Annotated in this window: 36 protein-coding genes; all 36 read right to left on the bottom strand. The window is 42.7% G+C overall.

Features of this window, described 5'->3' with window-relative positions; all coding sequences use genetic code 11:
• Positions 1-78 precede the first annotated feature (78 nt).
• The 36 genes from NQ510_RS06450 to rpoC all read right to left on the bottom strand — a co-directional run bounded on the left by NQ510_RS06450 (position 79) and on the right by rpoC (position 23,757).
• Positions 79-492, bottom strand: coding sequence for a hypothetical protein (locus NQ510_RS06450; RefSeq protein WP_005825677.1), 414 nt, complete (start codon positions 490-492; stop codon positions 79-81).
• A gap of 141 nt (positions 493-633) precedes the next feature.
• On the bottom strand, positions 634-1,137 hold the full coding sequence (gene rplQ, locus NQ510_RS06445) for a 50S ribosomal protein L17 (protein ID WP_005825680.1): 504 nt from the start codon (positions 1,135-1,137) through the stop codon (positions 634-636).
• 3 nt (positions 1,138-1,140) lie between these two features.
• A complete protein-coding gene (locus NQ510_RS06440) occupies positions 1,141-2,133 on the bottom strand; it encodes a DNA-directed RNA polymerase subunit alpha (RefSeq protein ID WP_005825683.1) in 993 nt (330 codons plus the stop codon).
• An 11-nt stretch (positions 2,134-2,144) separates the two neighbouring features.
• Positions 2,145-2,750: a 30S ribosomal protein S4 gene (gene rpsD, locus NQ510_RS06435; protein WP_005825685.1), complete on the bottom strand. Its 606-nt coding sequence runs from the start codon at positions 2,748-2,750 to the stop codon at positions 2,145-2,147.
• Positions 2,751-2,867: 117 nt separating this feature from the next.
• A complete protein-coding gene (gene rpsK / locus NQ510_RS06430) occupies positions 2,868-3,257 on the bottom strand; it encodes a 30S ribosomal protein S11 (RefSeq protein WP_002558049.1) in 390 nt (129 codons plus the stop codon).
• A gap of 11 nt (positions 3,258-3,268) precedes the next feature.
• A complete protein-coding gene (gene rpsM / locus NQ510_RS06425) occupies positions 3,269-3,649 on the bottom strand; it encodes a 30S ribosomal protein S13 (protein ID WP_004291218.1) in 381 nt (126 codons plus the stop codon).
• 34 nt (positions 3,650-3,683) lie between these two features.
• A complete protein-coding gene (gene ykgO / locus NQ510_RS06420; RefSeq protein WP_002558051.1) occupies positions 3,684-3,800 on the bottom strand; it encodes a type B 50S ribosomal protein L36 in 117 nt (38 codons plus the stop codon).
• A 9-nt stretch (positions 3,801-3,809) separates the two neighbouring features.
• Complete coding sequence (gene infA / locus NQ510_RS06415; RefSeq protein ID WP_002558052.1) at positions 3,810-4,028, bottom strand: translation initiation factor IF-1; 219 nt, start codon at positions 4,026-4,028, stop codon at positions 3,810-3,812.
• Between the two features lie 9 nt (positions 4,029-4,037).
• Positions 4,038-4,838, bottom strand: coding sequence for a type I methionyl aminopeptidase (gene map / locus NQ510_RS06410; protein ID WP_005825687.1), 801 nt, complete (start codon positions 4,836-4,838; stop codon positions 4,038-4,040).
• 13 nt (positions 4,839-4,851) lie between these two features.
• The gene (secY, locus tag NQ510_RS06405) at positions 4,852-6,195 is read right to left on the bottom strand and encodes a preprotein translocase subunit SecY (RefSeq protein WP_005825690.1); all 1,344 of its coding nucleotides are present in this window, start codon (positions 6,193-6,195) and stop codon (positions 4,852-4,854) included.
• A 4-nt stretch (positions 6,196-6,199) separates the two neighbouring features.
• Positions 6,200-6,646: a 50S ribosomal protein L15 gene (gene rplO / locus NQ510_RS06400; RefSeq protein WP_005825692.1), complete on the bottom strand. Its 447-nt coding sequence runs from the start codon at positions 6,644-6,646 to the stop codon at positions 6,200-6,202.
• Between the two features lie 30 nt (positions 6,647-6,676).
• Positions 6,677-6,853 carry a 50S ribosomal protein L30 gene (rpmD, locus tag NQ510_RS06395; protein WP_004291222.1) on the bottom strand — a complete coding sequence of 59 codons (177 nt, stop codon included), beginning with the start codon at positions 6,851-6,853 and terminating at the stop codon, positions 6,677-6,679.
• Positions 6,854-6,864: 11 nt separating this feature from the next.
• Positions 6,865-7,383 carry a 30S ribosomal protein S5 gene (gene rpsE / locus NQ510_RS06390; protein WP_005825693.1) on the bottom strand — a complete coding sequence of 173 codons (519 nt, stop codon included), beginning with the start codon at positions 7,381-7,383 and terminating at the stop codon, positions 6,865-6,867.
• Between the two features lie 5 nt (positions 7,384-7,388).
• The gene (gene rplR / locus NQ510_RS06385; RefSeq protein ID WP_005656518.1) at positions 7,389-7,733 is read right to left on the bottom strand and encodes a 50S ribosomal protein L18; all 345 of its coding nucleotides are present in this window, start codon (positions 7,731-7,733) and stop codon (positions 7,389-7,391) included.
• 20 nt (positions 7,734-7,753) lie between these two features.
• Positions 7,754-8,323 (bottom strand): 50S ribosomal protein L6, encoded by a 570-nt coding sequence (gene rplF / locus NQ510_RS06380; RefSeq protein WP_005825696.1) that lies wholly within the window; start codon positions 8,321-8,323, stop codon positions 7,754-7,756.
• A 15-nt stretch (positions 8,324-8,338) separates the two neighbouring features.
• The gene (gene rpsH, locus NQ510_RS06375) at positions 8,339-8,734 is read right to left on the bottom strand and encodes a 30S ribosomal protein S8 (protein WP_004291226.1); all 396 of its coding nucleotides are present in this window, start codon (positions 8,732-8,734) and stop codon (positions 8,339-8,341) included.
• Positions 8,735-8,789: 55 nt separating this feature from the next.
• Positions 8,790-9,089, bottom strand: a complete 300-nt coding sequence (rpsN, locus tag NQ510_RS06370) for a 30S ribosomal protein S14 (RefSeq protein ID WP_005825697.1) — start codon at positions 9,087-9,089, stop codon at positions 8,790-8,792.
• Positions 9,090-9,093: 4 nt separating this feature from the next.
• Complete coding sequence (gene rplE / locus NQ510_RS06365; protein WP_005825698.1) at positions 9,094-9,651, bottom strand: 50S ribosomal protein L5; 558 nt, start codon at positions 9,649-9,651, stop codon at positions 9,094-9,096.
• Entirely contained in the window at positions 9,651-9,971 is a 321-nt protein-coding gene (gene rplX, locus NQ510_RS06360) for a 50S ribosomal protein L24 (protein ID WP_005825699.1), read from the bottom strand. Before rplX ends, rplE begins: the two co-directional genes overlap by 1 nt.
• Before the next feature lie 20 nt (positions 9,972-9,991).
• Positions 9,992-10,357, bottom strand: a complete 366-nt coding sequence (rplN, locus tag NQ510_RS06355; protein WP_005825700.1) for a 50S ribosomal protein L14 — start codon at positions 10,355-10,357, stop codon at positions 9,992-9,994.
• A 2-nt stretch (positions 10,358-10,359) separates the two neighbouring features.
• Complete coding sequence (rpsQ, locus tag NQ510_RS06350) at positions 10,360-10,629, bottom strand: 30S ribosomal protein S17 (RefSeq protein ID WP_005825701.1); 270 nt, start codon at positions 10,627-10,629, stop codon at positions 10,360-10,362.
• On the bottom strand, positions 10,626-10,823 hold the full coding sequence (gene rpmC, locus NQ510_RS06345; RefSeq protein WP_005825702.1) for a 50S ribosomal protein L29: 198 nt from the start codon (positions 10,821-10,823) through the stop codon (positions 10,626-10,628). The genes rpsQ and rpmC overlap by 4 nt, the downstream gene beginning before the upstream one ends.
• A gap of 5 nt (positions 10,824-10,828) precedes the next feature.
• A complete protein-coding gene (gene rplP, locus NQ510_RS06340; RefSeq protein WP_004291234.1) occupies positions 10,829-11,263 on the bottom strand; it encodes a 50S ribosomal protein L16 in 435 nt (144 codons plus the stop codon).
• Between the two features lie 21 nt (positions 11,264-11,284).
• Positions 11,285-12,016, bottom strand: a complete 732-nt coding sequence (gene rpsC / locus NQ510_RS06335) for a 30S ribosomal protein S3 (RefSeq protein ID WP_004291235.1) — start codon at positions 12,014-12,016, stop codon at positions 11,285-11,287.
• 5 nt (positions 12,017-12,021) lie between these two features.
• Positions 12,022-12,432 (bottom strand): 50S ribosomal protein L22, encoded by a 411-nt coding sequence (gene rplV, locus NQ510_RS06330; RefSeq protein WP_004291236.1) that lies wholly within the window; start codon positions 12,430-12,432, stop codon positions 12,022-12,024.
• A 36-nt stretch (positions 12,433-12,468) separates the two neighbouring features.
• Positions 12,469-12,738, bottom strand: coding sequence for a 30S ribosomal protein S19 (gene rpsS / locus NQ510_RS06325; RefSeq protein ID WP_002558070.1), 270 nt, complete (start codon positions 12,736-12,738; stop codon positions 12,469-12,471).
• A 20-nt stretch (positions 12,739-12,758) separates the two neighbouring features.
• Complete coding sequence (gene rplB / locus NQ510_RS06320) at positions 12,759-13,583, bottom strand: 50S ribosomal protein L2 (RefSeq protein WP_005825705.1); 825 nt, start codon at positions 13,581-13,583, stop codon at positions 12,759-12,761.
• A gap of 5 nt (positions 13,584-13,588) precedes the next feature.
• Entirely contained in the window at positions 13,589-13,882 is a 294-nt protein-coding gene (rplW, locus tag NQ510_RS06315; protein ID WP_005825706.1) for a 50S ribosomal protein L23, read from the bottom strand.
• A 16-nt stretch (positions 13,883-13,898) separates the two neighbouring features.
• Complete coding sequence (rplD, locus tag NQ510_RS06310; RefSeq protein WP_005825707.1) at positions 13,899-14,525, bottom strand: 50S ribosomal protein L4; 627 nt, start codon at positions 14,523-14,525, stop codon at positions 13,899-13,901.
• Entirely contained in the window at positions 14,525-15,142 is a 618-nt protein-coding gene (gene rplC / locus NQ510_RS06305) for a 50S ribosomal protein L3 (protein WP_005825708.1), read from the bottom strand. The genes rplD and rplC overlap by 1 nt, the downstream gene beginning before the upstream one ends.
• Before the next feature lie 19 nt (positions 15,143-15,161).
• Positions 15,162-15,467, bottom strand: coding sequence for a 30S ribosomal protein S10 (gene rpsJ / locus NQ510_RS06300; RefSeq protein ID WP_004291244.1), 306 nt, complete (start codon positions 15,465-15,467; stop codon positions 15,162-15,164).
• Between the two features lie 87 nt (positions 15,468-15,554).
• Complete coding sequence (fusA, locus tag NQ510_RS06295) at positions 15,555-17,672, bottom strand: elongation factor G (RefSeq protein WP_005825709.1); 2,118 nt, start codon at positions 17,670-17,672, stop codon at positions 15,555-15,557.
• A 58-nt stretch (positions 17,673-17,730) separates the two neighbouring features.
• Entirely contained in the window at positions 17,731-18,207 is a 477-nt protein-coding gene (rpsG, locus tag NQ510_RS06290) for a 30S ribosomal protein S7 (RefSeq protein WP_005825710.1), read from the bottom strand.
• A 155-nt stretch (positions 18,208-18,362) separates the two neighbouring features.
• A complete protein-coding gene (gene rpsL / locus NQ510_RS06285; protein ID WP_005825712.1) occupies positions 18,363-18,764 on the bottom strand; it encodes a 30S ribosomal protein S12 in 402 nt (133 codons plus the stop codon).
• A 117-nt stretch (positions 18,765-18,881) separates the two neighbouring features.
• The gene (locus NQ510_RS06280; RefSeq protein ID WP_005825714.1) at positions 18,882-19,193 is read right to left on the bottom strand and encodes a DUF3467 domain-containing protein; all 312 of its coding nucleotides are present in this window, start codon (positions 19,191-19,193) and stop codon (positions 18,882-18,884) included.
• A gap of 268 nt (positions 19,194-19,461) precedes the next feature.
• A complete protein-coding gene (gene rpoC / locus NQ510_RS06275; protein WP_008661873.1) occupies positions 19,462-23,757 on the bottom strand; it encodes a DNA-directed RNA polymerase subunit beta' in 4,296 nt (1,431 codons plus the stop codon).
• Positions 23,758-23,782 lie beyond the last annotated feature (25 nt).

The following is a 23,782-nucleotide window of genomic DNA, read 5'->3' as shown; positions in this document are numbered from 1 at the left end:
AATAGAAAATACAGTATTTCCCTGCAAAAACACATAGTCTGACCATACACAAGGGAAAAAGGAAGATTCAATAAAACACTAAATGAGAATACGCCTTAGTGTGAAAATGTAATATTCGCACACCGGCTGGCAACGATAATAGGCAGTGGCATCATAGAGTTTCTCACGATGCAGAGACAAAACAGCCGCTCGCTGGGCCAGTTTGTCAATCCAGTCCTTTAAAGAAAATATATATTCCGTGGTAGAAATGCGCTGTATACGGGAGTACGTCAGCGAATGTAATTGTCCACCCATGCCCGCCAGCTCTGCATCCGGCAGATAAGGCAATTGAGGCATCGCAATATAGGCATCAGTCTGCTCATGTACGGCAATAGTATTCTCACTCACAACATTCCCACCACTCGCCGCTTTATTGGCAAATGTATCGCTTACAGTCTGCCATAAAGCCAATGCAAGCACCATGAATCCTATGAATCTTAAGAATTTAGCCATATCTATGTGCAAATATAACAGTTTCTTTCAGGAATTTGTTTAATGCACACATCTTTTAATGTTTCTTGGATGATTTATAGGAAATAAAAAGCCGCTCCAAACAAATTGGAACGGCTTCTATATATAAAAAGAATAGTTGAATTATTCAGCTTTAGCTTCCTCAGCAGCAGGAGCTTCTGCAACTGGTGCAGCAGTTTCTGCAGCAGGAGTAGCTTCAGTAGCAGCAGCTTTCTTTGAACGGCGGGTACGAGTAGCCTTCTTGGCAACCTTTTCCTTAGCCATGTTTTCGTTGTAGTCAACGAGTTCAATGAAGCACATTTCAGCATTGTCACCCAAACGGTTACCAGTCTTGATAATACGAGTGTAACCACCCGGACGATCAGCAATCTTCACAGAGATTTCTTTAAACAATTCAGTTACAGCATACTTGTCTTGCAAATTGCTAAATACAACACGACGGGAATTAGTCGTATCGTCTTTAGCCTTTGTAATCAAAGGCTCAACAAACTTCTTCAAAGCTTTAGCCTTTGCAACGGTCGTAGTGATTCTTTTGTGCTTAATCAAAGAACACGCCATATTAGCCAACATAGCGTTTCTATGAGAGGCAGTACGACCCAAATGGTTGAATTTCTTATTATGTCTCATTTTTTATTCTTTATCTAATTTATATTTAGAAATATCAGTTCCAAACGACAGATTCAGACTTTCCAGCAAATCATCAAGCTCGGTAAGCGATTTCTTTCCGAAGTTTCTGAATTTCAGCAAATCCGTCTTGTTGAATTGTACCAAGTCACCAAGAGTCTCTACATCTGCAGCCTTCAGACAGTTGAGGGCACGTACAGAGAGATCCATATCAACGAGCTTGGTCTTCAGCAACTGACGCATGTGCAATACTTCTTCATCAAACTCTTCATTGCCGTCAACATCATTTGTTTCCAGCGTGATCTTCTCGTCAGAGAAAAGCATGAAGTGATAAATCAGAATCTTTGCAGCTTCTTTCAGGGCTTCTTTCGGATGAATGGAACCGTCGGTAGTAATCTCAAGTACCAGTTTCTCGTAGTCGGTCTTCTGCTCTACACGGAAGTTCTCTACCTGATACTTCACATTACGTATCGGAGTATAAATAGAATCGATAGGAATTACGTTCACATCGGTGCAATATTCGCGGTTTTCGTCAGCAGGAACATAACCACGACCTTTGTTGATCGTAATATCTATCTGCATAGTCGACTTTGAATCTAAATGACAAATAACTAATTCAGGATTTAACACTTCAAATCCAGTCAAATACTTACCTATGTCACCTGCTTTAAATTCACTTGAATTCTCGACTGTAATACTTACTTTCTCACTCTCGAATTCTTCAACTACTTGCTTGAATCTCACTTGTTTCAGATTCAAGATAATGTTAGTAACATCCTCTTTTGCCCCCGGAACACTGGAAAATTCATGCTCAACACCGTCTATCTTGATAGTAGTGATAGCAAAACCTTCCAATGAAGAAAGCAGGATGCGGCGCAGTGCATTACCCACGGTAATACCGAAACCGGGCTCCAACGGACGAAATTCGAATTTTCCGAATCTAGAGTCCGCTTCCAACATTAATACTTTATCAGGTTTTTGAAATGCTAATATCGCCATGAAATTAATTATTATTTAGAATACAATTCTACGATCAAATGCTCTTTAATGTTTTCAGGAATGTCTGCTCTTTCAGGTACATGCAGCAATTTGCCTACCTTAGAGTTATCATCCCATTCCAACCAAGGATATTTGCTATGGTTAAAGCCAGCCAGTGAATTAGCGATAACTTCCAATGATTTGGATCTTTCACGAACACCGATCACCTGACCCGGTTTCACTGCATAAGAAGGAATATTCACAACCTCACCGTCTACAGTAATGTGCTTGTGGCTCACCAACTGACGAGCAGCTGCGCGAGTAGGAGCAATACCCAAACGGAATACGATATTGTCAAGGCGACCCTCCAACAATTGGAGAAGGATTTCACCAGTAATACCTTTAGCAGTCTCAGCCTTCTCAAACAAGTTGCGGAATTGTTTTTCCAAAACGCCATAAGTATATTTGGCTTTCTGTTTCTCACGAAGTTGAACACCGTATTCAGAAGTCTTTCTCTTTCTGGAATTACCGTGCTGTCCGGGAGGATAGTTCTTCTTTGACAATACTTTATCTGCTCCAAAGATACCTTCACCGAATTTACGGGCTATTCTTGATTTTGGTCCAGTATATCTAGCCATTTCTTTTAAATATTTAATTGTTTATTCATGAACTTGGGTTTGTTGCAGCCGCGATTGCAGAGAGAAAGTTTACAATCCAATAACAAAATCAAGTCTCACTTCTATTAAAGGTAAATTTTAAACTCTACGTCTTTTCGGAGGACGACAACCGTTGTGCGGAAGCGGAGTTACGTCAATGATTTCAGTAACCTCGATACCTGCACCGTGGATAGTTCTAATAGCAGACTCACGTCCGTTACCCGGGCCCTTCACATATGCTTTTACCTTTCTCAAGCCAAGATCGTATGCTATCTTAGCACAATCTTGAGCAGCCATCTGTGCTGCGTAGGGAGTGTTCTTCTTTGAACCTCTAAAACCCATCTTTCCGGCAGAAGACCAAGAAATGATCTGACCTTCGCTATTTGCCAGAGAAACAATAATGTTGTTAAAAGATGAATGAACATGCAACTGTCCATTAGCATCAACCTTCACATTTCTCTTTTTTGCTGCAACTGTTTTTTTTGCCATATCAACAATTATTATTTAGTAGCTTTTTTCTTATTAGCAACGGTTTTCTTTCTACCCTTACGAGTACGGGCATTGTTCTTTGTGCTCTGACCTCTTACTGGAAGACCAATACGATGACGAACACCACGATAGCAACCGATATCCATTAAACGCTTAATGTTCAATTGAACTTCAGAACGAAGATCACCTTCAACCTTATACTCTGCACCAATGATCTCACGAATCTTGGCAGCCTGATCATCCGTCCAGTCTTTTACTTTCAGGTCTCTGTCAACACCTGCTTTATCCAAAATTTTTGCTGAACTACTACGACCTATACCATATACATAGGTCAACGCAACTTCACCTCTCTTGTTTTGAGGCAAATCGACACCAACTATTCTTATAGCCATATACTAAATTATTTTTTTTGCAAAAATAATAATATTATCCTTGACGTTGTTTATACTTAGGATTTTTCTTGTTAATAACATACAAACGGCCATTACGTCTAACGATCTTACACTCTGGCGTACGTTTCTTTAAGGATGCTCTTACTTTCATATCTTAATTTTATTTATATCTAAATACAATTCTTCCTTTCGATAAATCGTAAGGAGACATTTCGACTCTTACTTTATCCCCTGGCAGGATTTTGATGTAATGCATCCGCATCTTACCGGAAATATGTGCAGTAATCTCATGTCCGTTTTCTAATTCAACACGAAACATTGCATTAGACAATGCTTCAACTATAACTCCATCTTGTTCTATTGCAGATTGCTTTGCCATATTAATTTCTTAAATTGCTTTATCTCCTAATACTTCTTCAATGAACTCGAATGATGACAATATATCAGCTTCACCAGTGCCGACTGCTATCGTATGTTCAAAATGAGCTGCACACTTGCGGTCTTTTGTCCTCACCGTCCAGCCATCACGCTCCATGAGTATTTGTCGGTTACCTAAAGTTATCATCGGTTCAATGGCAATGCACAAGCCTTTCTTCAGCATTGTCCCATAACCACGCTTTCCGTAATTGGGAACCTGAGGATCTTCATGCATTTCCTTGCCTATTCCGTGACCCACAAACTCACGCACCACACCATAAGAATTAGATTCGCAGTGCTGCTGTATCGCATAACCGATATCACCCAACCGCTTGCCGTGAACGGCATTCTGTATCCCTATGTACAATGCTTCTTTAGTAACCTTCAGTAATTTGCGGACTTCTTCGTCAACTTCACCTACACAAAACGTATAGGCTGAGTCGCCACAAAAGCCATTCATGTAAGTACCACAATCAACAGACACGATATCACCATCTTTCAGTACCACATCATCTCCCGGAATACCATGTACCACCTGGTCATTTACAGATGTGCAAATAGAAGCTGGAAACGGATCGCCATATTGATTAGGAAAACCTTTAAAGGTTGGAACAGCACCATTGTCTCTGATGAACTCTTCCGCCACCCTATCCAGCTCTTTTGTTGTCACTCCGGGCTTTATAACCTTAGCTATCTCAGCCAACGTCTTTCCAACAAGCAAATTACTCTTGCGGAGCAGCTCTATTTCATCTTCTGTTTTAAGAAATATCATTCTTCAAAAAAGATTAATATGCAGCTACATTACCACTGCGGCCTTTAATACGTCCGGATTTCAGCAAACCGTCATAGTGTCTCATCAACAAATGACTTTCTACCTGCTGGAGAGTATCAAGCACCACACCCACAAGGATTAACAAAGATGTACCGCCAAAGAATTGAGCAAACTCAGCTTTCACACCGAATATACCGGCAAACGCAGGCATAATGGCAACCAAGGCCAAGAAGAAAGAACCAGGCAAAGTAATACGCGACATAATCACGTCAATATACTCAGCAGTTTGCTTTCCTGGCTTGATACCCGGAATAAAACCATTGTTTCTCTTCATATCTTCAGCCATCTGAGTCGGGTTAATAGTAATTGCAGTATAGAAATACGTAAACAATATAATCAACACTGCAAAAATCAAATTATACCAAAAGCTTGTATGATCAGTCAATGCACGTACGAAACCACTTGCATCATTTACATTTGAGAACCCAACAAGAGTGATAGGAATAAACATGATAGCCTGAGCAAAAATGATAGGCATCACGTTAGCAGCATTCACCTTCAAAGGAATATACTGTCTAGCACCGCCATATTGCTTGTTACCCACGATCTTCTTCGCATATTGTACAGGAATCTTTCTAGTTCCCTGCACCAAAAGAATAGCGAATGCAATAACAACCAGCAGAACAACAAGCTCAATCAAGAACATTACCAGACCACCAGTCTTGTCCGTCATACGGGAAATCAATTCCTGGAATAAGGACTGTGGCAGACGGGCGATGATACCAATCATGATAATCAGCGAAATACCATTACCGATACCCTTATCCGTAATTCTCTCACCAAGCCACAAAATAAACATACTTCCAGCCGCTAAAATAATGGTAGAAGTAAACATAAACAGAGTCCAATCTAATGAAGCATTTAAAGAAGGACCAGCCTGCATCTTAAGATTGAGCAAATAAGAAGGAGCCTGAACCAAAAGAATAAGAATCGTCAGATAACGAGTATATTGATTCATTTTTCTTCTACCACTCTCACCTTCGCGCTGCAATTTCTGGAAATACGGAACCGCAATACCCAGCAACTGAATCACAATGGAGGCAGAGATGTACGGCATGATACCCAATGCAAAAATAGAGGCATTGGAAAATGCTCCTCCGGAAAACATATTTAACAAGGCTAAAAGACCTTCGCTTGTCTGTTGATGCAATTGTGTCAGCATTGACGGATTGATACCCGGCAAAACGACATACGAACCAAAACGGTAGATTGCCACAAACAATATGGTAATGAGGATCCGTTGTCTCAGATCCTCAATTTTCCATATATTCTTTAATGTTTCAATAGCTTTTCTCATTGAATTAGAGTTTTACTACTTGTCCACCAGCAGCTTCGATGGCAGCAACAGCAGTCTTAGAAAATGCATGTGCTTGTACATCCAACTTAGCAGTCAAAGTTCCGTTACCTAATACTTTTACCAACTGGCTTGCAGAAATGAAACCAGCAGCAATGAAGTCACTGATACCTACAGTCTGCAAGTTCTTTGCTTCAGCCAATTTCTGAATTGTATCCAAGTTGATAGCCTTATACTCTACACGATTGATATTTTTAAAGCCAAACTTAGGTACACGACGTTGAAGAGGCATCTGACCACCTTCAAAACCGATTTTCTTAGAGTATCCAGATCTTGATTTAGCTCCTTTATGACCTCTAGTAGAAGTACCTCCCAAGCCAGAACCCGGACCACGTCCAATTCTCTTTCTTGTTTTAGTAGATCCCTCTGCAGGTTTTAAATTACTTAAGTTCATATTGTAATTCGTTTTATATTCAACAAATAATTACTTAACAATGGTAACCAAGTGTTTAACCTTATCCACCATTCCAAGAATTGAAGGAGTGCATTCGTGTTCAACCACACGATTCAACTTATGAAGTCCCAGTGCATCGAGAGTTCTCTTCTGATCAGCAGGAGCACCAATTCTACTTTTAACTTGTTTAATCTTTATAGTCGACATATTCTTCCTCCTTATCCTCTAAATACTTTTTCCATACTAACTCCTCTGTTCTGGGCAACCATACGAGCATCGCGCATTTCACTCAATGCCAAGATAGTAGCCTTTACCAAGTTGTGCGGGTTGGAAGAACCTTTTGACTTAGCCAAAACGTCTGTTACACCAACACTTTCCAATACGGCACGCATTGCACCGCCAGCAACAACACCAGTACCGTGAGAAGCCGGTTTAATAAATACTTCAGCGCCACCGAACTTTGCAGACTGTTCGTGAGGAACTGTACCTTTCAGTACAGGCACTCTTGTCAGGTTTTTCTTTGCAGATTCAACACCTTTGGCAATAGCAGCGGTTACTTCACCAGCTTTACCAAGGCCCCAACCGATGATGCCTTCTTCGTTTCCTACTACCACAATAGCAGAGAAACTAAAAGTTCTACCACCTTTGGTTACTTTGGTTACACGATTAATAGCAACCAATCTGTCTTTCAGCTCTATATCGTTTGTAATCTTAACTCTATTATTAAGTCCTGCCATAATGATTAAAATTTAAGTCCACCGTTACGGGCAGCATCAGCCACCTCTTTTACTCTCCCATGATACAAGTAACCATTACGGTCGAAAACAACAGTAGTAATACCTGCTTCCTGAGCTTTTTTCGCAATCAGTTCACCTACTTTAGCAGCTTGTTCCTTCTTAGGCATTTTTTCAGTCATACCCAACGAAGAAGCGGCAGCCAATGTCTTACCGGACAAGTCATCGATAATCTGAACATAGATTTGCTTGTTACTTCTAAATACACTCATACGCGGGCATTCAGTAGTACCTGAAATTTTGTTGCGTACTCTATATTTGATCTTAATTCGTCTTTCTATTTTTGTTGTCATAATAATATCAATTTAAATGATTATTTAGCACCAGCTGATTTACCAGACTTTCTACGAATTTCTTCGCCAACAAACTTAATACCCTTACCCTTATACGGTTCAGGCTTACGGAAAGAACGTATTTTAGAGCAAACTTGACCAAGTAACTGCTTGTCGCAAGATTCCAATATAATCAAAGGATTCTTGTTTCTTTCAGACTTAGTCTCAACTTTAACTTCAGGAGGCAACTGTATAAAGATACTGTGAGTATAACCTAAAGCCAGTTCAATGATATTTCCCTGGTTAGAGGCACGGTAACCTACACCGACAAGTTCCAATTCTTTCTTATATCCTTCTGATACACCAACAACCATGTTGTGCACCAATGAACGGTATAATCCATGGAATGCATGCTTTTGCTTGGGGTTATCCAGCATTGCATTTTCATTCTCAGCCAAAACAACATGACCGTCTTCGATGGTAACATTGATAGCAGGATTTACATATTGGCTCATTTCGCCTTTGGGTCCCTTAACGGTAACCACGTCATCTTTCAGAGTAACTGTTACTCCAGCGGGAATACTAATGGGTAATTTTCCTATTCTTGACATTGCTAATTCCTCCTATTAATATACATAACACAAAACTTCACCACCAATCTTCAGTTCAGCGGCTTCTTTGTTGGTCATTACACCCTTGGAAGTAGATATTATAGCAATACCCAAACCATTAATAACACGCGGCATGTCTTTATAACCGGTATATTGACGCAAACCCGGAGAAGAGATTCTCTCCAGCTTCTTGATTGCGTTAACCTTGTTTACCGGATCATACTTCAAGGCAACTTTGATTGTACCTTGAGGACCATCTTCTACAAACTTATAATTAAGAATGTAGCCCTTTTCAAAAAGAATCTTAGTGATTTCTTTTTTCAAATTAGAAGCCGGAACTTCCACAACTCTGTGCTTCGCTTGAATAGCGTTCCGCAACCTCGTCAAATAATCTGCTATTGGATCAGTCATATAAAAAATAAATTAAATTAATCAGGCCTACCCTGACAATATTTAAAAACAATAATTACCAGCTTGCTTTCTTTACACCGGGAATAAGACCGTTAGAAGCCATCTCACGGAACTGGATTCTGGAGATGCCAAACTGACGGATATATCCTTTGGGACGACCTGTCAGCTTGCAACGGTTGTGCATGCGAATCGGGTTAGAATTTTTAGGCAAATCCTGCAATTTCTGTGCAGCTTCAAAAGCTTCAGCAGGATCACCGGTTCTAACGATTTGCTTCAACGCAGCTCTTTTCTCGGCATATCTGGCTACTAATTTAGCACGCTTTACTTCGCGTGCTTTCATTGATTCCTTTGCCATATTATCAATCTTTTTTAGCGTTTTTAAACGGTAAACCGAATTCTTTCAACAAGGCATACCCTTCTTCATCTGTTTGCGCAGAGGTTACAAAGGTAATATTCATTCCGAGAATTCTAGTAATACTATCGATATTAATTTCAGGGAAAATGATTTGTTCCTGAATACCAAGGGTATAGTTACCCTTACCATCGAACTTACTTTCAATACCCTTGAAGTCGCGGATACGAGGCAGAGCTACACGAACCAACTTTTCAAGGAATTCGTACATTCTCTCACGACGCAGAGTTACCATAACGCCAATCGGCATTTTCTTACGCAACTTAAAGTTTGCAATATCCTTACGAGAAATGGTTGCCACGGCTTTCTGGCCAGTGATAGTAGTCATTTCATTAATTGCCACTTCAATAATCTTCTTGTCGGCAACAGCCATACCCAGACCCTGATTGATAACAATCTTCTTAAGTACGGGTATCTGCATAGAAGAAGAATACTGGAACTGTGATTTCAATGCAGGCGCAATACGCTCTGCATATTCTTTCTTAAGGCTAGCAGTATTACTCATTACTTAATCTCCTCTCCTGATTTTTTAGAATAACGCACTAAAGTGCCTTCAGCACTTACTTTTCTACCAACACGCGTTGCTTTGCCAGTCTTTGGATCAACGGGGTTCAAGTTTGACAAGTGGATAGAAGCTTCTTGCTTCACAATACCACCTTGCGGGTTCTTAGCATTCGGTTTTGTGCTCTTAGACACCATGTTGATACCTTCAACGATTGCGCGGTTTTTATCAACAAGAACCTTCAATACACGACCAGTCTTACCCTTGTCTTCACCGGAGTTTACATAAACTGTATCGCCTTTTTTAATATGTAATTTACTCATTACTCAAATCTTTTACAATATTAAAGTACTTCAGGAGCGAGTGACACAACTTTCATGTTAGTAGCACGAAGTTCACGAGCTACCGGACCGAAAATACGACTACCTCTAATTTCACCTGCATTGTTCAACAACACGCAAGCATTATCATCAAAACGTATGTAAGAGCCATCAGCACGACGGATTTCTTTCTTAGTACGTACGATCAAAGCTTTAGACACTGCACCTTTTTTAATATCACTTGAAGGGATAACGCTCTTAACAGAAACGACAATCACGTCCCCTACTGAAGCATAGCGACGACCTGTACCACCCAAAACGCGGATACAGAGAGCCTCTTTTGCCCCACTATTATCACATACTGTAAGTCTGGATTCTACTTGTATCATAATTACTTAGCTCTTTCAATTATTTCTACCAATCTCCATCTCTTAGTCTTGCTCAAAGGACGAGTTTCCATGATGTGTACAGTATCGCCGATATTGCACTCATTCTTTTCATCATGAGCATGGTACTTCTTCGTCTTGCTAACGAACTTACCATATATGGGGTGTTTCTCCTTAAACTTAGCTGCTACTGTAATGGTCTTATCCATCTTGTTGCTCAGCACAACCCCAGTTCTTTCTTTTCTTAAATTTCTTGCTTCCATCAAGCTCATCATTTATTGTTAAGTTCTCTTTGGCGTAATTCAGTCTTCATACGCGCAATAGTCCTGCGTAATTGTTTGATCTGAGCAGGATTATCCAAAGGAGAAATAGAATGATTTAAAATCACTTGGTTGTAATTAGCTACTTCTGCTTCAACTCTTTCTACCAAGTCACTGGTAGGCATCTCTTTAATTTCTGCTGTTTTCATACTTCTTACGCATTTTGATTTTGAATATCATAATCACGTCTAACCACAAACTTAGTTGTGATAGGAAGCTTCTGTGCAGCCAAGCGCAAAGCTTCTTTAGCGATTTCATAAGATACTCCTTCGGCTTCGATAATAATTCTACCCGGTGTAACAGGCGCTACGAATCCTTCCGGCGCACCCTTACCCTTACCCATACGCACATCAGCAGGCTTTCTGGTGATAGGTTTGTCGGGGAAAATACGAATCCAAATCTGTCCTTGACGTTGCATATATCTTGTCACTGCAATACGCGCAGCTTCAATCTGACGGCCTGTAATCCATTTCGTTTCCAAGGCCTTAATACCAAAAGATCCGAAAGCCAACTGGTTTCCTCTTTGGGCATTACCCTTTTGACGGCCTTTTTGTTGTCTTCTGAATTTTGTTTTTTTCGGTTGTAACATAATTCCTAAAAATCAAATTCGTTAGCGATTATTTTTCTTTCTTTTGAAGTTCTTTCCGCCATTGTTTCCGCTATTGCTTCCACGACCACTTTCCTTGCTTTGCGTAAAGTTCGGAGCCAACTCCTTCTTACCATAAACTTCACCTCTACAAATCCAAACTTTAATGCCGAGAAGACCAACCTTAGTCAATGCTTCTGCATGACAATAGTCGATATCTGCTCTGAAAGTGTGCAACGGAGTTCTTCCTTCCTTATACATTTCAGAACGGGCCATTTCTGCACCATTCAAACGTCCTGAAATCTGAATCTTGATACCTTCCGCACCCATACGCATTGTATTGGCAATAGCCATCTTGATGGCACGACGGTAGGCTATTTTGCCTTCAACCTGACGGGCAATGTTGTTAGCCACGATAACAGCATCCAACTCTGGTCTCTTAACTTCGAAGATATTAATCTGAATATCCTTATCAGTAACCTTCTTCAACTCCTCTTTCAACTTGTCAACTTCTTGGCCACCTTTGCCGATAATGATACCCGGACGTGCAGTACAAACGGTAATAGTCACGAGTTTCAGTGTACGTTCAATTACAATTCTTGACACACTAGCCTTTGCCAGACGAGCGTTCAAATATTTACGAATCTTGCTATCTTCCAGCAGAGAATCGCCGTAATTCTTTCCACCATACCAATTGGAATCCCATCCTCTGATAATTCCTAAACGGTTGCTTATTGGATTAACTTTTTGTCCCATTTACCTTAATTTTGATCTTCGTTATTACTTTTAGAACCAACGAACAACGTTACGTGGTTTGAACGTTTACGAATTCTGTAACCTCTACCCTGCGGAGCCGGTCTCATTCTTTTGAGTGTAGCACCACCATCAACAAAAATCTTGGTTACGAACAGCTCGCCACTTTCAGCTTTACGTTCGTTTTTCTGCTCCCAGTTAGCAATTGCAGAGCGCAGCAACTTTTCCACTCTTGCGGCAGCCTCTTTTGAAGAGAACTTCAAAACGCCGAGTGCTCTGTTCACCTCCATCCCGCGAATCATGTCAGCCACGAGACGCATTTTACGGGGGGAAGTAGGAACATTTTGCAATTTCGCAAAATACATGGTCTTAAGGGCTTCTTTTCTTTTTTCAGCCGATATTTTTTTTCTTGCTCCCATTATATTATTACTTTATTATTTCAGATAAATCCTGTTTTATTTTTTCTTGTTACCAGCGTGTCCTCTGAAAGTACGAGTTGGAGCAAATTCGCCCAACTTGTGTCCTACCATATTTTCGGTAACATAAACAGGAATAAATTTATTTCCGTTGTGAACTGCAACAGTATGGCCTACGAAATCAGGCGAAATCATTGAAGCTCTGGCCCAGGTCTTAACTACCACTTTCTTGCCCGATTCATTCATGGCAAGCACTTTCTTCTCAAGCTTAACGTTAATATACGGACCTTTTTTTAATGAACGACTCATAATTTACTCAATTAATCAGATTACTTCTTTCTTCTCTCAATAATATACTTAGACGATTGTTTCTTCGGAGCTCTTGTCTTAAGACCCTTAGCGTACAATCCCTTACGAGATCTCGGGTGTCCTCCTGAAGCACGTCCTTCACCACCACCCATCGGGTGATCAACCGGGTTCATAACAACACCACGGTTACGCGGACGACGTCCTAACCAACGAGAACGTCCAGCTTTACCTGAACTTTCCAATCCATGATCTGAGTTACCTACACTACCAATAGTAGCCTTACAAGTACTGAGGATCTGACGAACCTCACCTGAAGGCAACTTGATAACGCAGTACTTACCTTCTCTAGAAGTCAACTGAGCGAAGTTACCAGCCGAGCGAACCAAGGCAGCGCCTTGTCCCGGACGTAATTCGATGTTGTGAATTACAGTACCGACCGGAATATTCTGAAGCGGAAGTGCGTTTCCGATTTCCGGAGCGGCAGTCTCACCTGACATCAAAGTCGTACCAACTTGCAATCCATTGGGAGCAATAATATATCTTTTTTCTCCATCTGCATAAAACAACAAAGCGATACGAGCCGAACGATTCGGATCGTATTCAATTGTTTTAACCACTGCAGGCACACCGTCTTTATTTCTCTTGAAATCTACGATACGAATAATCTTCTTACTACCGCCACCGATGTAGCGCATAGTCATCTTACCTTCGTTGTTACGACCACCTGAAGATTTCTTACCAAATACAAGAGACTTTTCTGGTACCCGTGCAGTAATCTCTTCGTAAGTACCAATAATTTTATGTCTTTGCCCCGGTGTTGTGGGCTTAAATTTACGTACTGCCATTTTTATTAAATATTGCTATAAAAATCAATAGTATCTCCTTCTTTCAACGTAACGATAGCCTTCTTGAACGCATTCGTACGTCCGTTGATGATACCGGCACGAGTATAACGGCTCTTGTTTTTGCCGGCATACTTCATTGTATTCACATCAACTACTGTAACGTTGTAAAGGGCTTCAACTTCCTTCTTAATTTCCAGTTTATTAGCTTCAGGACGCACGATAAAGCCGAAACGATTATTCGTCTTATCAGTAATTGCAGTCATCTTCTCTGTCACTAACGGTTTAATAATAATTCCCATTATTTAAGCCTCCTTTTTACATTAAGATATTGTCGATAGCAGAAAGTGCACTTTCAGCAAACACAACGACCCCAGCGTCCAATACTCTGTAAGTATTTAACCCTGAGATAGTCTGCACATTAGCACCCTTCACATTACGAGCCGACAAATATACGTTTTTATTTGCTTCTGGTAAAATCACAAGCAGCTTTTTGTCAGAAACTTTAAGATTTTTTGTCATTGCAACAAAATCTTTAGTCTTCGGAGCTTCAAAAGAGAAGTCTTCTACTACTACAACTGCGTTGTTCTGAGCCTTGTATGACAAAGCTGACTTACGAGCCAGAGCCTTTACTTTTTTGTTTAATTTGAAGTAGTAATCTCTCGGTTTCGGACCGAATACGCGTCCACCACCAACAAGTACCGGTGAGTTCATGTCACCACGACGTGCACCACCACCACCTTTCTGGCGACCGATTTTACGAGTAGAACCACTGATTTCGCTTCTTTCCTTTGACTTGTGTGTACCCTGACGCTGGTTAGCCATAAACTGTTTAACATCCAAGTAGATAGCGTGGTCGTTGGGCTCAATTCCGAAGATAGACTCGTTTAACGTAATCTTTCTCCCAGTGTCTTCACCTTTAATGTTATATACGTTAACTTCCATTATTTCTCAATTATTACGATTGAACCTTTGCAACCAGGAACAGATCCCTTAATCAAAAGAAGATTGTGCTCCGCGATTACCTTTAATACCTGCAGGTTTTGAACAGTTACTCTGTCGCCACCAAGCTGTCCGCCCATGCGCATTCCTTTGAATACTTTTGCAGGGTAAGAACAAGCACCGATAGAACCCGGCTTACGAGCGCGGTTGTGCTGACCGTGAGTAGTCTGGCCTACACCACCAAAACCATGGCGTTTTACTACACCCTGGAAACCTTTACCCTTAGAAGTACCTACAACGTCAACAAAAGTTGCGTCATTGAACAGTTCTACGGTAACAGTGTCACCCAGATTCAACTCTGTTTCAAATTCTTTGAACTCAGCCAAGTGTTTCTTGGGAGTTACTCCAGCTTTCTTAAAGTGCCCCATCAAAGGCTTTGTAGTGTGCTTCTCCTTCTTGTCCTGGAAGCCCAGCTGAACAGCTTCATAACCGTCCTTTTCTACAGTTTTCACTTGAGTAACAACACAAGGACCTGCTTCGATAACAGTGCATGGTACATTCTTACCCTCGGCACTGAAAACGGATGTCATTCCGATTTTTTTTCCTAATAATCCTGGCATTTCACTTAATTTTTAATACTTACACTTTGATTTCTACTTCCACACCACTCGGCAACTCCAACTTCATCAGAGCATCTACTGTCTTAGCTGTTGAGCTATAGATGTCAATCAGTCTCTTGTAAGAAGAGAGTTCGAATTGTTCACGCGACTTCTTGTTAACGAAAGTCGAACGGTTCACGGTAAAGATACGCTTGTGCGTAGGAAGAGGAATCGGACCGCTAACGATGGCGCCCGTTGTCTTCACCGTTCTTACAATCTTCTCAGCTGACTTGTCAACCAAGTTGTGGTCGTAAGATTTCAGTTTGATTCTAATTTTTTGACTCATTACTGTCTTTAATTATTAAATAGTTATATAAGATGAAGTTCCGCAGGCTAAGAGTCATTCGCTAGCCTACGGGACTTCAAGTTTTTTTTAGATTAAGTCAGTACGACCTTTTACTTCCTCCAATACTGCCTTGGCAATAGAGTTGGAAACCTGGGCGTGGTGAGAGTATACCATTGAAGAGGTTGCACGACCAGAAGTGATGGTACGCAATGCTGTTACGTAACCGAACATTTCTGCCAGCGGAACCATTGCCTTCACGATACGTGCACCGGAACGGCTGGATTCCATACCTTCCACCTGGCCACGACGCTTGTTCAAGTCACCGATAACGTCACCCATGTTCTCTTCCGGAGTAACAACTTCCAGCTTCATGATAGGCTCCATCAGCACCGGACCTGCCTTAGCACAAGCATTCTTATATGCCTGGATAGCACAGATTTCGAATGACAACTGGTCAGAGTCAACCGGGTGGAAAGAACCGTCAATCAAGGTTACTTTCAGTGAATCCAACGGATAACCTGCCAACACACCATTCTTCATGGCAGTAGTGAAGCCCTTCTGTACAGACGGGATAAATTCCTTAGGAATGTTACCACCCTTCACTTCGTCGACGAATTGCAATCCGCCTTCCTTGAAGTCTTCATCAACCGGGCCGATGTTCACGATAATATCAGCGAACTTACCACGACCACCGGACTGCTTCTTGTAAACTTCACGCAAGTTGACTGTCTTAGTGATAGCTTCCTTATAGTTAACCTGAGGCTTACCCTGGTTACATTCAACCTTGAACTCACGTTTCAGACGGTCGATAATAATATCCAAGTGAAGCTCGCCCATACCAGAGATAACTGTCTGACCAGTCTGTTCGTCAGTCTTAACTGTGAACGTCGGGTCTTCTTCAGCCAGCTTAGCCAGACCATTTGACAGTTTATCCATATCCTTCTGAGTCTTAGGCTCAACTGCGATACCGATAACCGGTTCCGGAAAGTCCATAGATTCCAATACAATCGGTGCAGTTTCGTCACACAATGTATCACCAGTATGTATATCCTTGAAACCTACGCCAGCACCAATATCACCAGCACCGATAACTTCTACCGGATTCTGCTTGTTAGAATGCATCTGGAACAAACGGGACACACGCTCCTTCTTCCTTGAACGGGAATTATAAATATAAGAACCCGCTTCAATTTTTCCTGAATAAACACGGAAGAAAGTCAGACGACCGACATACGGGTCAGTAGCAATCTTAAATGCCAAAGCAGATGTTTTTTCATCATCATCCGGCTTACGATCTTCCTCCAAACCAGTATCAGGATTAGTTCCTATGATATTCGGAGTATCCAACGGAGAAGGCAAGAATGCACAAACATAGTCAAGCAAAGTCTGTACACCTTTGTTCTTGAATGAAGATCCACACAGCATCGGAACAACAGCCATCTGTACTGTTGCGTTACGAAGAGCTCTCAAAACCTCTTCTTCTGTAATAGTAGAAGGATCATCGAAATATTTCTCCATCAAGGCATCGTCAAACTCAGCTACTTTTTCGAGCATCTTATCTCTCCATTCATTGGCTTCGTCTACTAAATTGGCAGGAATTTCCTCCACCGTATAGTCAGCCCCCATTGTCTCATCATGCCAATAGATAGCTTTCATTTTAATAAGGTCAACCAACCCCTTGAAAGTTTCTTCAGCGCCAATAGGGATAACGATAGGACATGGATTAGCACCCAAAACGTCCTTCATTTGGCGAACTACTTCGAAGAAGTCTGCACCGGAACGGTCCATTTTATTAACATAACCGATACGTGGCACATTGTACTTGTCTGCTTGACGCCAAACTGTTTCAGATTGCGGTTCAACGCCACCAACTGCACAATAAGCAGCGACAGCACCGTCCAACACACGTAAAGAGCGTTCTACCTCAGCAGTAAAGTCCACGTGTCCCGGAGTATCAATCAAATTGATTTTATAAGTATTACCGGCATATTTCCAACGAGTGGTAGTAGCAGCAGAAGTGATAGTGATACCACGTTCTTGTTCTTGCTCCATCCAGTCCATTGTAGCGGCACCATCGTGTACCTCACCGATTTTGTGGGTCAAACCCGTGTAAAACAAAATACGTTCAGAAGTCGTTGTCTTTCCGGCATCGATGTGGGCCATGATACCGATATTACGTGTCAAATGTAAATCATGCTTTGCCATTTTCTAATTCCCTTACTTTAAGTTTTTTAATCTTCTAATTGGTTAGTCTCTTATAGTATTAGAATCTGAAATGAGCAAATGCACGGTTAGCTTCTGCCATTCTATGCATATCTTCTTTACGTTTGTAAGCACCGCCCTGTTCATTGAAAGCATCCATGATTTCGGCAGCCAGCTTATCAGCCATTGATTTACCGCCACGCTTACGTGCAAAGATAATCAAGTTCTTCATGGAAATTGATTCCTTACGGTCAGCACGGATTTCTGTAGGAACCTGGAAAGTAGCACCACCCACACGGCGAGACTTAACTTCCACTTGAGGAGTCACATTATCCAGAGCTTTTTTCCAGATTTCAAGAGCGGATTTCTCTTCGTTCTGCATTTTGTTCTTCACTGTTTCCAACGCAGCATAGAAGATTTCATAAGAAGTGTTCTTCTTTCCATCGTACATCAAGTGATTCACGAACTTGGAAACTTTTACATCATTGAACACGGGATCCGGAAGGATAACGCGTTTTTTTGGTTTTGCTTTTCTCATTTGTCTGAAAGAATAATGTTTTTCGTTCTTGGTTGTTTACTTCTGTCTTCTTCAACTCTCCCTCCGGAGAATTTACTCAACCTTTAGCATTTCCAACAAACTAAAACGTAAGTTATTACTTTAAATTTTCCTATTTTGGGAATCAGGCCACCAGATTATTTCTTCTTAGCAGGAGCTGCTTGACCCGGTTTCGGACGTTTTGCGCCGTATTTGGAACGTCTTTGTGTACGACCTGCAACACCTGCAGTATCCAAAGTACCACGTACGATGTGATAACGCACACCCGGAAGGTCTTTTACACGACCACCACGTACCAACACGATAGAGTGTTCCTGCAAGTTGTGACCTTCTCCCGGAATATAAGAGTTCACCTCTTTACCATTGGTCAAACGTACACGAGCTACTTTACGCATAGCTGAATTCGGCTTCTTCGGAGTGGTTGTATACACTCTCACGCAAACGCCACGTCTTTGAGGACAAGAGTCCAAGGCTGGAGACTTTGATTTCTCCACCAGCACTTCGCGTCCTTTTCTTACTAATTGCTGAATTGTAGGCATTTTAATTGTTTTTAGTTATATATTATTGTTTATATTAATTCAAAACTATACACTTTTGGGCTGCAAAGATACTAATAAGTTTTGAATAATCAATGCACTACAAGTTTTTTTTTGATTTTACGCTTCACCCTTGATGTTGGGAAGAGGCGGAAATGTTTGTTCGTCCGGCATGCGAATCAGTCCGAAAGCGCGTTCATATTTCCCAATATTCTCTTCGAGTGCACGCAGCAAACGCTTGGCATGTTCGGGTGCCAAAACTATGCGCGATTGCACGCCAGCCTTTGGCATTCCAGGCATCACGCGGATAAAGTCGAGAATAAATTCCGAACTGGAATGAGTTATAATAGCCAAATTGGCATATGTACCTTGCGCCACTTCTTCCTTCAATTCTATCTGGAGTTGACCGTTGTTGTTTTCTTGATTTTCCATGTTGCACAATTGTTTTTAAAATGTTCTTAAAAGATAGACCAAAAGTACTCTTTTTTTTCGGATGATATACATTTAAGTTCAAAAAGACACATAATAATCCGTTCTGAAAAAGGAGCAAGCCACTGCAACCGTTTTGCAGTAGCACTGTAACAAACATACAGAAGCATTGCAGTACAGAAGGAAGAGGCAAAGATAAAACAGAGAGGGAATACTCCTTCTTATAGGATATTCCCTCTCTATTTAATAGAATTATATTGACGTTGTAAGGCTATCCCTCTACTTTCTCGTCTACAGCATAATCAAGTACCGTCTTCTTGTTGGCAAGCATACGGTCGTACTCTTCTTTGGAGCCAACGATAATCTTCTCGAACTCGCGTTGTCCGGTACCGGCAGGAATCAGGTGACCGCAAATTACGTTCTCCTTCATACCTTCCAGACGGTCCACCTTTCCGTTGATGGCAGCCTCGTTCAGTACCTTCGTCGTTTCCTGGAAGGAAGCAGCCGACATGAAGCTTGAAGTCTGCAATGCAGCACGGGTGATACCTTGAAGAATCTGAGTAGAAGTCGCAGGTACAGCGTCGCGCACTTCCACGGGTTTCAAGTCGCGGCGTTTCAACATGGAGTTCTCGTCACGCAGCTTGCGGGCCGTCACAATCTGGCCAGCCTGCAGACTCTGGGAATCTCCAGCATCCACTACCACCTTCTTTCCCCAGATACGGTCGTTCTCTTCCATGAATTCCATCTTGTCAACAACTTGCTGTTCCAGGAAGCGGGTATCACCTGGCTCGTCGATTTCCACCTTGCGCATCATCTGACGAACGATGATTTCAAAGTGCTTATCATTAATCTTCACACCCTGCAGACGGTAAACGTCCTGAACCTCGTTCACAATATATTCCTGCACGGCCGTAGGACCTTTGATAGCCAGGATGTCCGCAGGTGTGATAGCACCGTCAGACAACGGAGTACCGGCACGTACATAGTCGTTCTCCTGAACCAGAATCTGCTTGGACAACGGTACGAGGTACTTCTTCACTTCACCGGTCTTGGAAGTAACGATGATTTCGCGATTACCGCGTTTCACCTTACCCATGGTAACCTCACCGTCGATTTCTGAAACCACAGCGGGATTAGACGGGTTACGTGCCTCGAACAACTCAGTGACACGGGGAAGACCACCCGTGATATCACCCGCTTTACCTACGGCACGCGGAATCTTCACGATAACTTCACCGGCCTTTACCTTCTGACCGTCTTCAACCACTACGTGGCCACCTACTGGCAAGTTGTATGTACGGATCAGTTCGCCGTCTTCTGTCATGATGTGTGCGGTAGGCACCTTCGTCTTATCCTTAGACTCAATGATGATGATTTCGCGCAAACCGGTAGATTCATCAGACTCTACCTTATAAGTCACGTTTTCAATAACGCCTTCAAATTCAATCTTACCGGTAGCTTCGGTAATGATAACCGCGTTGAACGGGTCCCAACGGGCAATCATCTTGCCTTTCTCTACCATTTCACCATCGGCTGCATAGAGCGTAGAACCGTAGGGTACATTATGAGTGGAAAGCACAATACCTGTGTTGACATCCACGAAACGCACTTCGGCCAAACGGCCTACCACTACCTTTGCCGGTTCGCCTGCTTCGTCGATAACGTCTACCGTACGGAGTTCTTCGAATTCCAGACGGGCAGGATTCTTGGCCACGATGCTTGCGTTGGCAGCAATATTGGCTGCCGTACCACCGGCATGGAATGTACGCAGTGTCAACTGTGTACCCGGCTCACCGATAGACTGTGCAGCGATTACGCCGACTGCCTCGCCCTTCTGAACCATACGGCTGGAAGCCAGGTTACGTCCGTAACACTTGGCACAAACACCTTTCTTGGATTCGCAGGTCAATACAGAACGGATTTCAACGCTCTCGATTGGAGAGTCTTCAATGCGTTGTGCAATGTCCTCGGTAATTTCCTCACCGCCGGCCACAATCAGTTCGCCAGTTGTAGGATGAACAATATCATGTACGGATACACGACCCAGGATACGTTCATACAGAGTGGCAATGGTTTCATCATTGTTCTTCAGTGCCGTACAAACCAATCCGCGGAGCGTGCCGCAGTCTTCTTCATTAATAATCACATCATGCGATACGTCAACCAGACGACGGGTCAGGTATCCGGCATCGGCCGTCTTCAAAGCGGTATCGGCAAGACCCTTACGGGCACCGTGGGTAGAGATAAAGTACTCCAACACGGACAGACCTTCCTTAAAGTTAGAAAGAATCGGGTTTTCGATAATCTGACCGCCTTCGGCACCTGCTTTCTGGGGCTTCGCCATCAAACCACGCATACCGGAGAGCTGACGAATCTGTTCCTTAGAACCACGGGCACCGGAATCCAGCATCATGTATACAGAGTTGAAACCCTGGTCGTCGCTTGAAATGGTTTTCATCAGGATGTTGGACAACTCAGAGTTCACGTGCGTCCAGATATCGATTACCTGGTTGTAACGCTCGTTGTTCGTGATGAAACCCATGTTATAGTTATTGATTACCTGCTCTACTTCATCATAACCTTTCTGTACTAATGCTTCCTTCTCTTCCGGGATAATGATATCGCCCAAGTTGAACGACAAACCACCCTTGAAGGCCATGTAATAACCGAGGTTCTTGATTCCGTCGAGGAAGTCGGCTGCCTTGGCAACACCACACACCTTGATTACGTGACTGATGATGTCTCGGAGTGACTTCTTGGAGATAATCGTATTGATATATCCTGCTTCTGCCGGAACAATTTCGTTGACAATGACACGGCCCACGGAGGTATCGTGCATCATCTTGTCCACAATGTTACCATTCTCGTCAACGTCTTTCACTATTACGCTTACCGGAGCATGGATGTCGCACTTACCTTCATTGTAGGCAATCAGCGCTTCCTCAGGACCGTAGAATGTCAGGCCTTCACCCTTGGCACCCTTGCGCAGCTTCGTAATATAGTACAGACCAAGTACCATATCCTGAGCAGGCACAGTGATAGGAGCACCGTTGGCAGGGTTCAATATATTGTGTGACTGGAGCATTAGCATCTGTGCTTCCAGAATCGCTTCGTTGCTCAACGGCAAGTGCACGGCCATCTGGTCACCGTCGAAGTCGGCATTGAACGCCGTACATGCCAACGGGTGCAGCTGGATTGCCTTACCTTCAATCATTTTAGGCTGGAATGCCTGGATACCCAGACGGTGAAGTGTCGGGGCACGGTTCAACAGCACCGGATGCCCCTTCATCACGTGTTCCAAAATGTCCCAGATAACGGGTTCCTTGCGGTCTACAATCTTCTTGGCGCTCTTTACCGTCTTCACGATACCACGCTCAATGAGCTTACGAATGATGAACGGCTTGTAAAGCTCGGCTGCCATCAGTTTAGGGATACCGCATTCGCCCATCTTCAGCTCCGGACCTACAACGATTACAGAACGTGCGGAATAGTCGACACGCTTACCCAACAAGTTCTGACGGAAACGTCCTTGCTTACCCTTCAAACTGTCGGAAAGTGACTTCAACGGACGGTTAGCGTCGGTCTTCACTGCACTCGATTTACGGGAGTTATCAAACAGAGAGTCGACAGCTTCCTGCAACATACGTTTTTCATTACGCAAAATCACTTCAGGAGCTTTGATTTCAATCAATCTCTTCAGACGGTTGTTACGGATGATGACACGACGGTAAAGGTCATTCAAGTCAGAAGTTGCGAAACGGCCGCCATCCAATGGGACCAACGGACGAAGTTCGGGTGGAATAACCGGTACAATGCGTACAATCATCCACTCGGGCTTGTTGCGTCCGCGTGATGCACGGAACGACTCAACTACCTGAAGACGTTTCAGAGCTTCGGTCTTGCGTTGCTGTGAAGCATCGCTTCCGGCACGGTTACGCAGTTCGTAAGACAAAGAGTCAAGGTCGAGGCGTGACAGCAAATCGTAGATAGCTTCCGCGCCCATCTTGGCAATGAACTTATTGGGATCTGAATCTTCGAGGAACTGGTTGTCTTTCGGCAACTTTTCCAGCAAGTCCAGGTATTCTCCTTCTTCAAGCAAGTCATACTGTGCCACTTCATCGGACAGTACACCCGGCTGAATGACAACATAACGCTCGTAATAGATAATGGCATCCAGCTTCTTGGTGGGCAAGCCCAACAAGTAACCGATTTTGTTGGGAAGTGAACGGAAGTACCAGATGTGAGCCACGGGCACAACGAGCTGGATGTGTCCCATACGCTCACGGCGCACTTTCTTTTCAGTCACTTCCACACCACAACGGTCGCAGACGATGCCTTTGTAACGGATACGCTTGTACTTACCGCAATGGCACTCGTAATCCTTGATAGGACCAAAGATGCGCTCGCAGAACAATCCGTCGCGTTCGGGCTTATACGTACGATAGTTGATGGTTTCAGGCTTTAAAACTTCACCACTCGAATTCTCAAGGATTTCCTCAGGAGAAGCCAAACCGATAGAGATTTTCGAGAAATTACTCTTTATCTTGTTATCTTTTCTAAAAGCCATAAATTTATTTAATTGATAATTGACA

It is taken from the genome of Bacteroides uniformis (assembly GCF_025147485.1).
GTDB lineage: Bacteria > Bacteroidota > Bacteroidia > Bacteroidales > Bacteroidaceae > Bacteroides > Bacteroides uniformis.
This window is presented reverse-complemented; position numbering and strand designations above follow the sequence as displayed.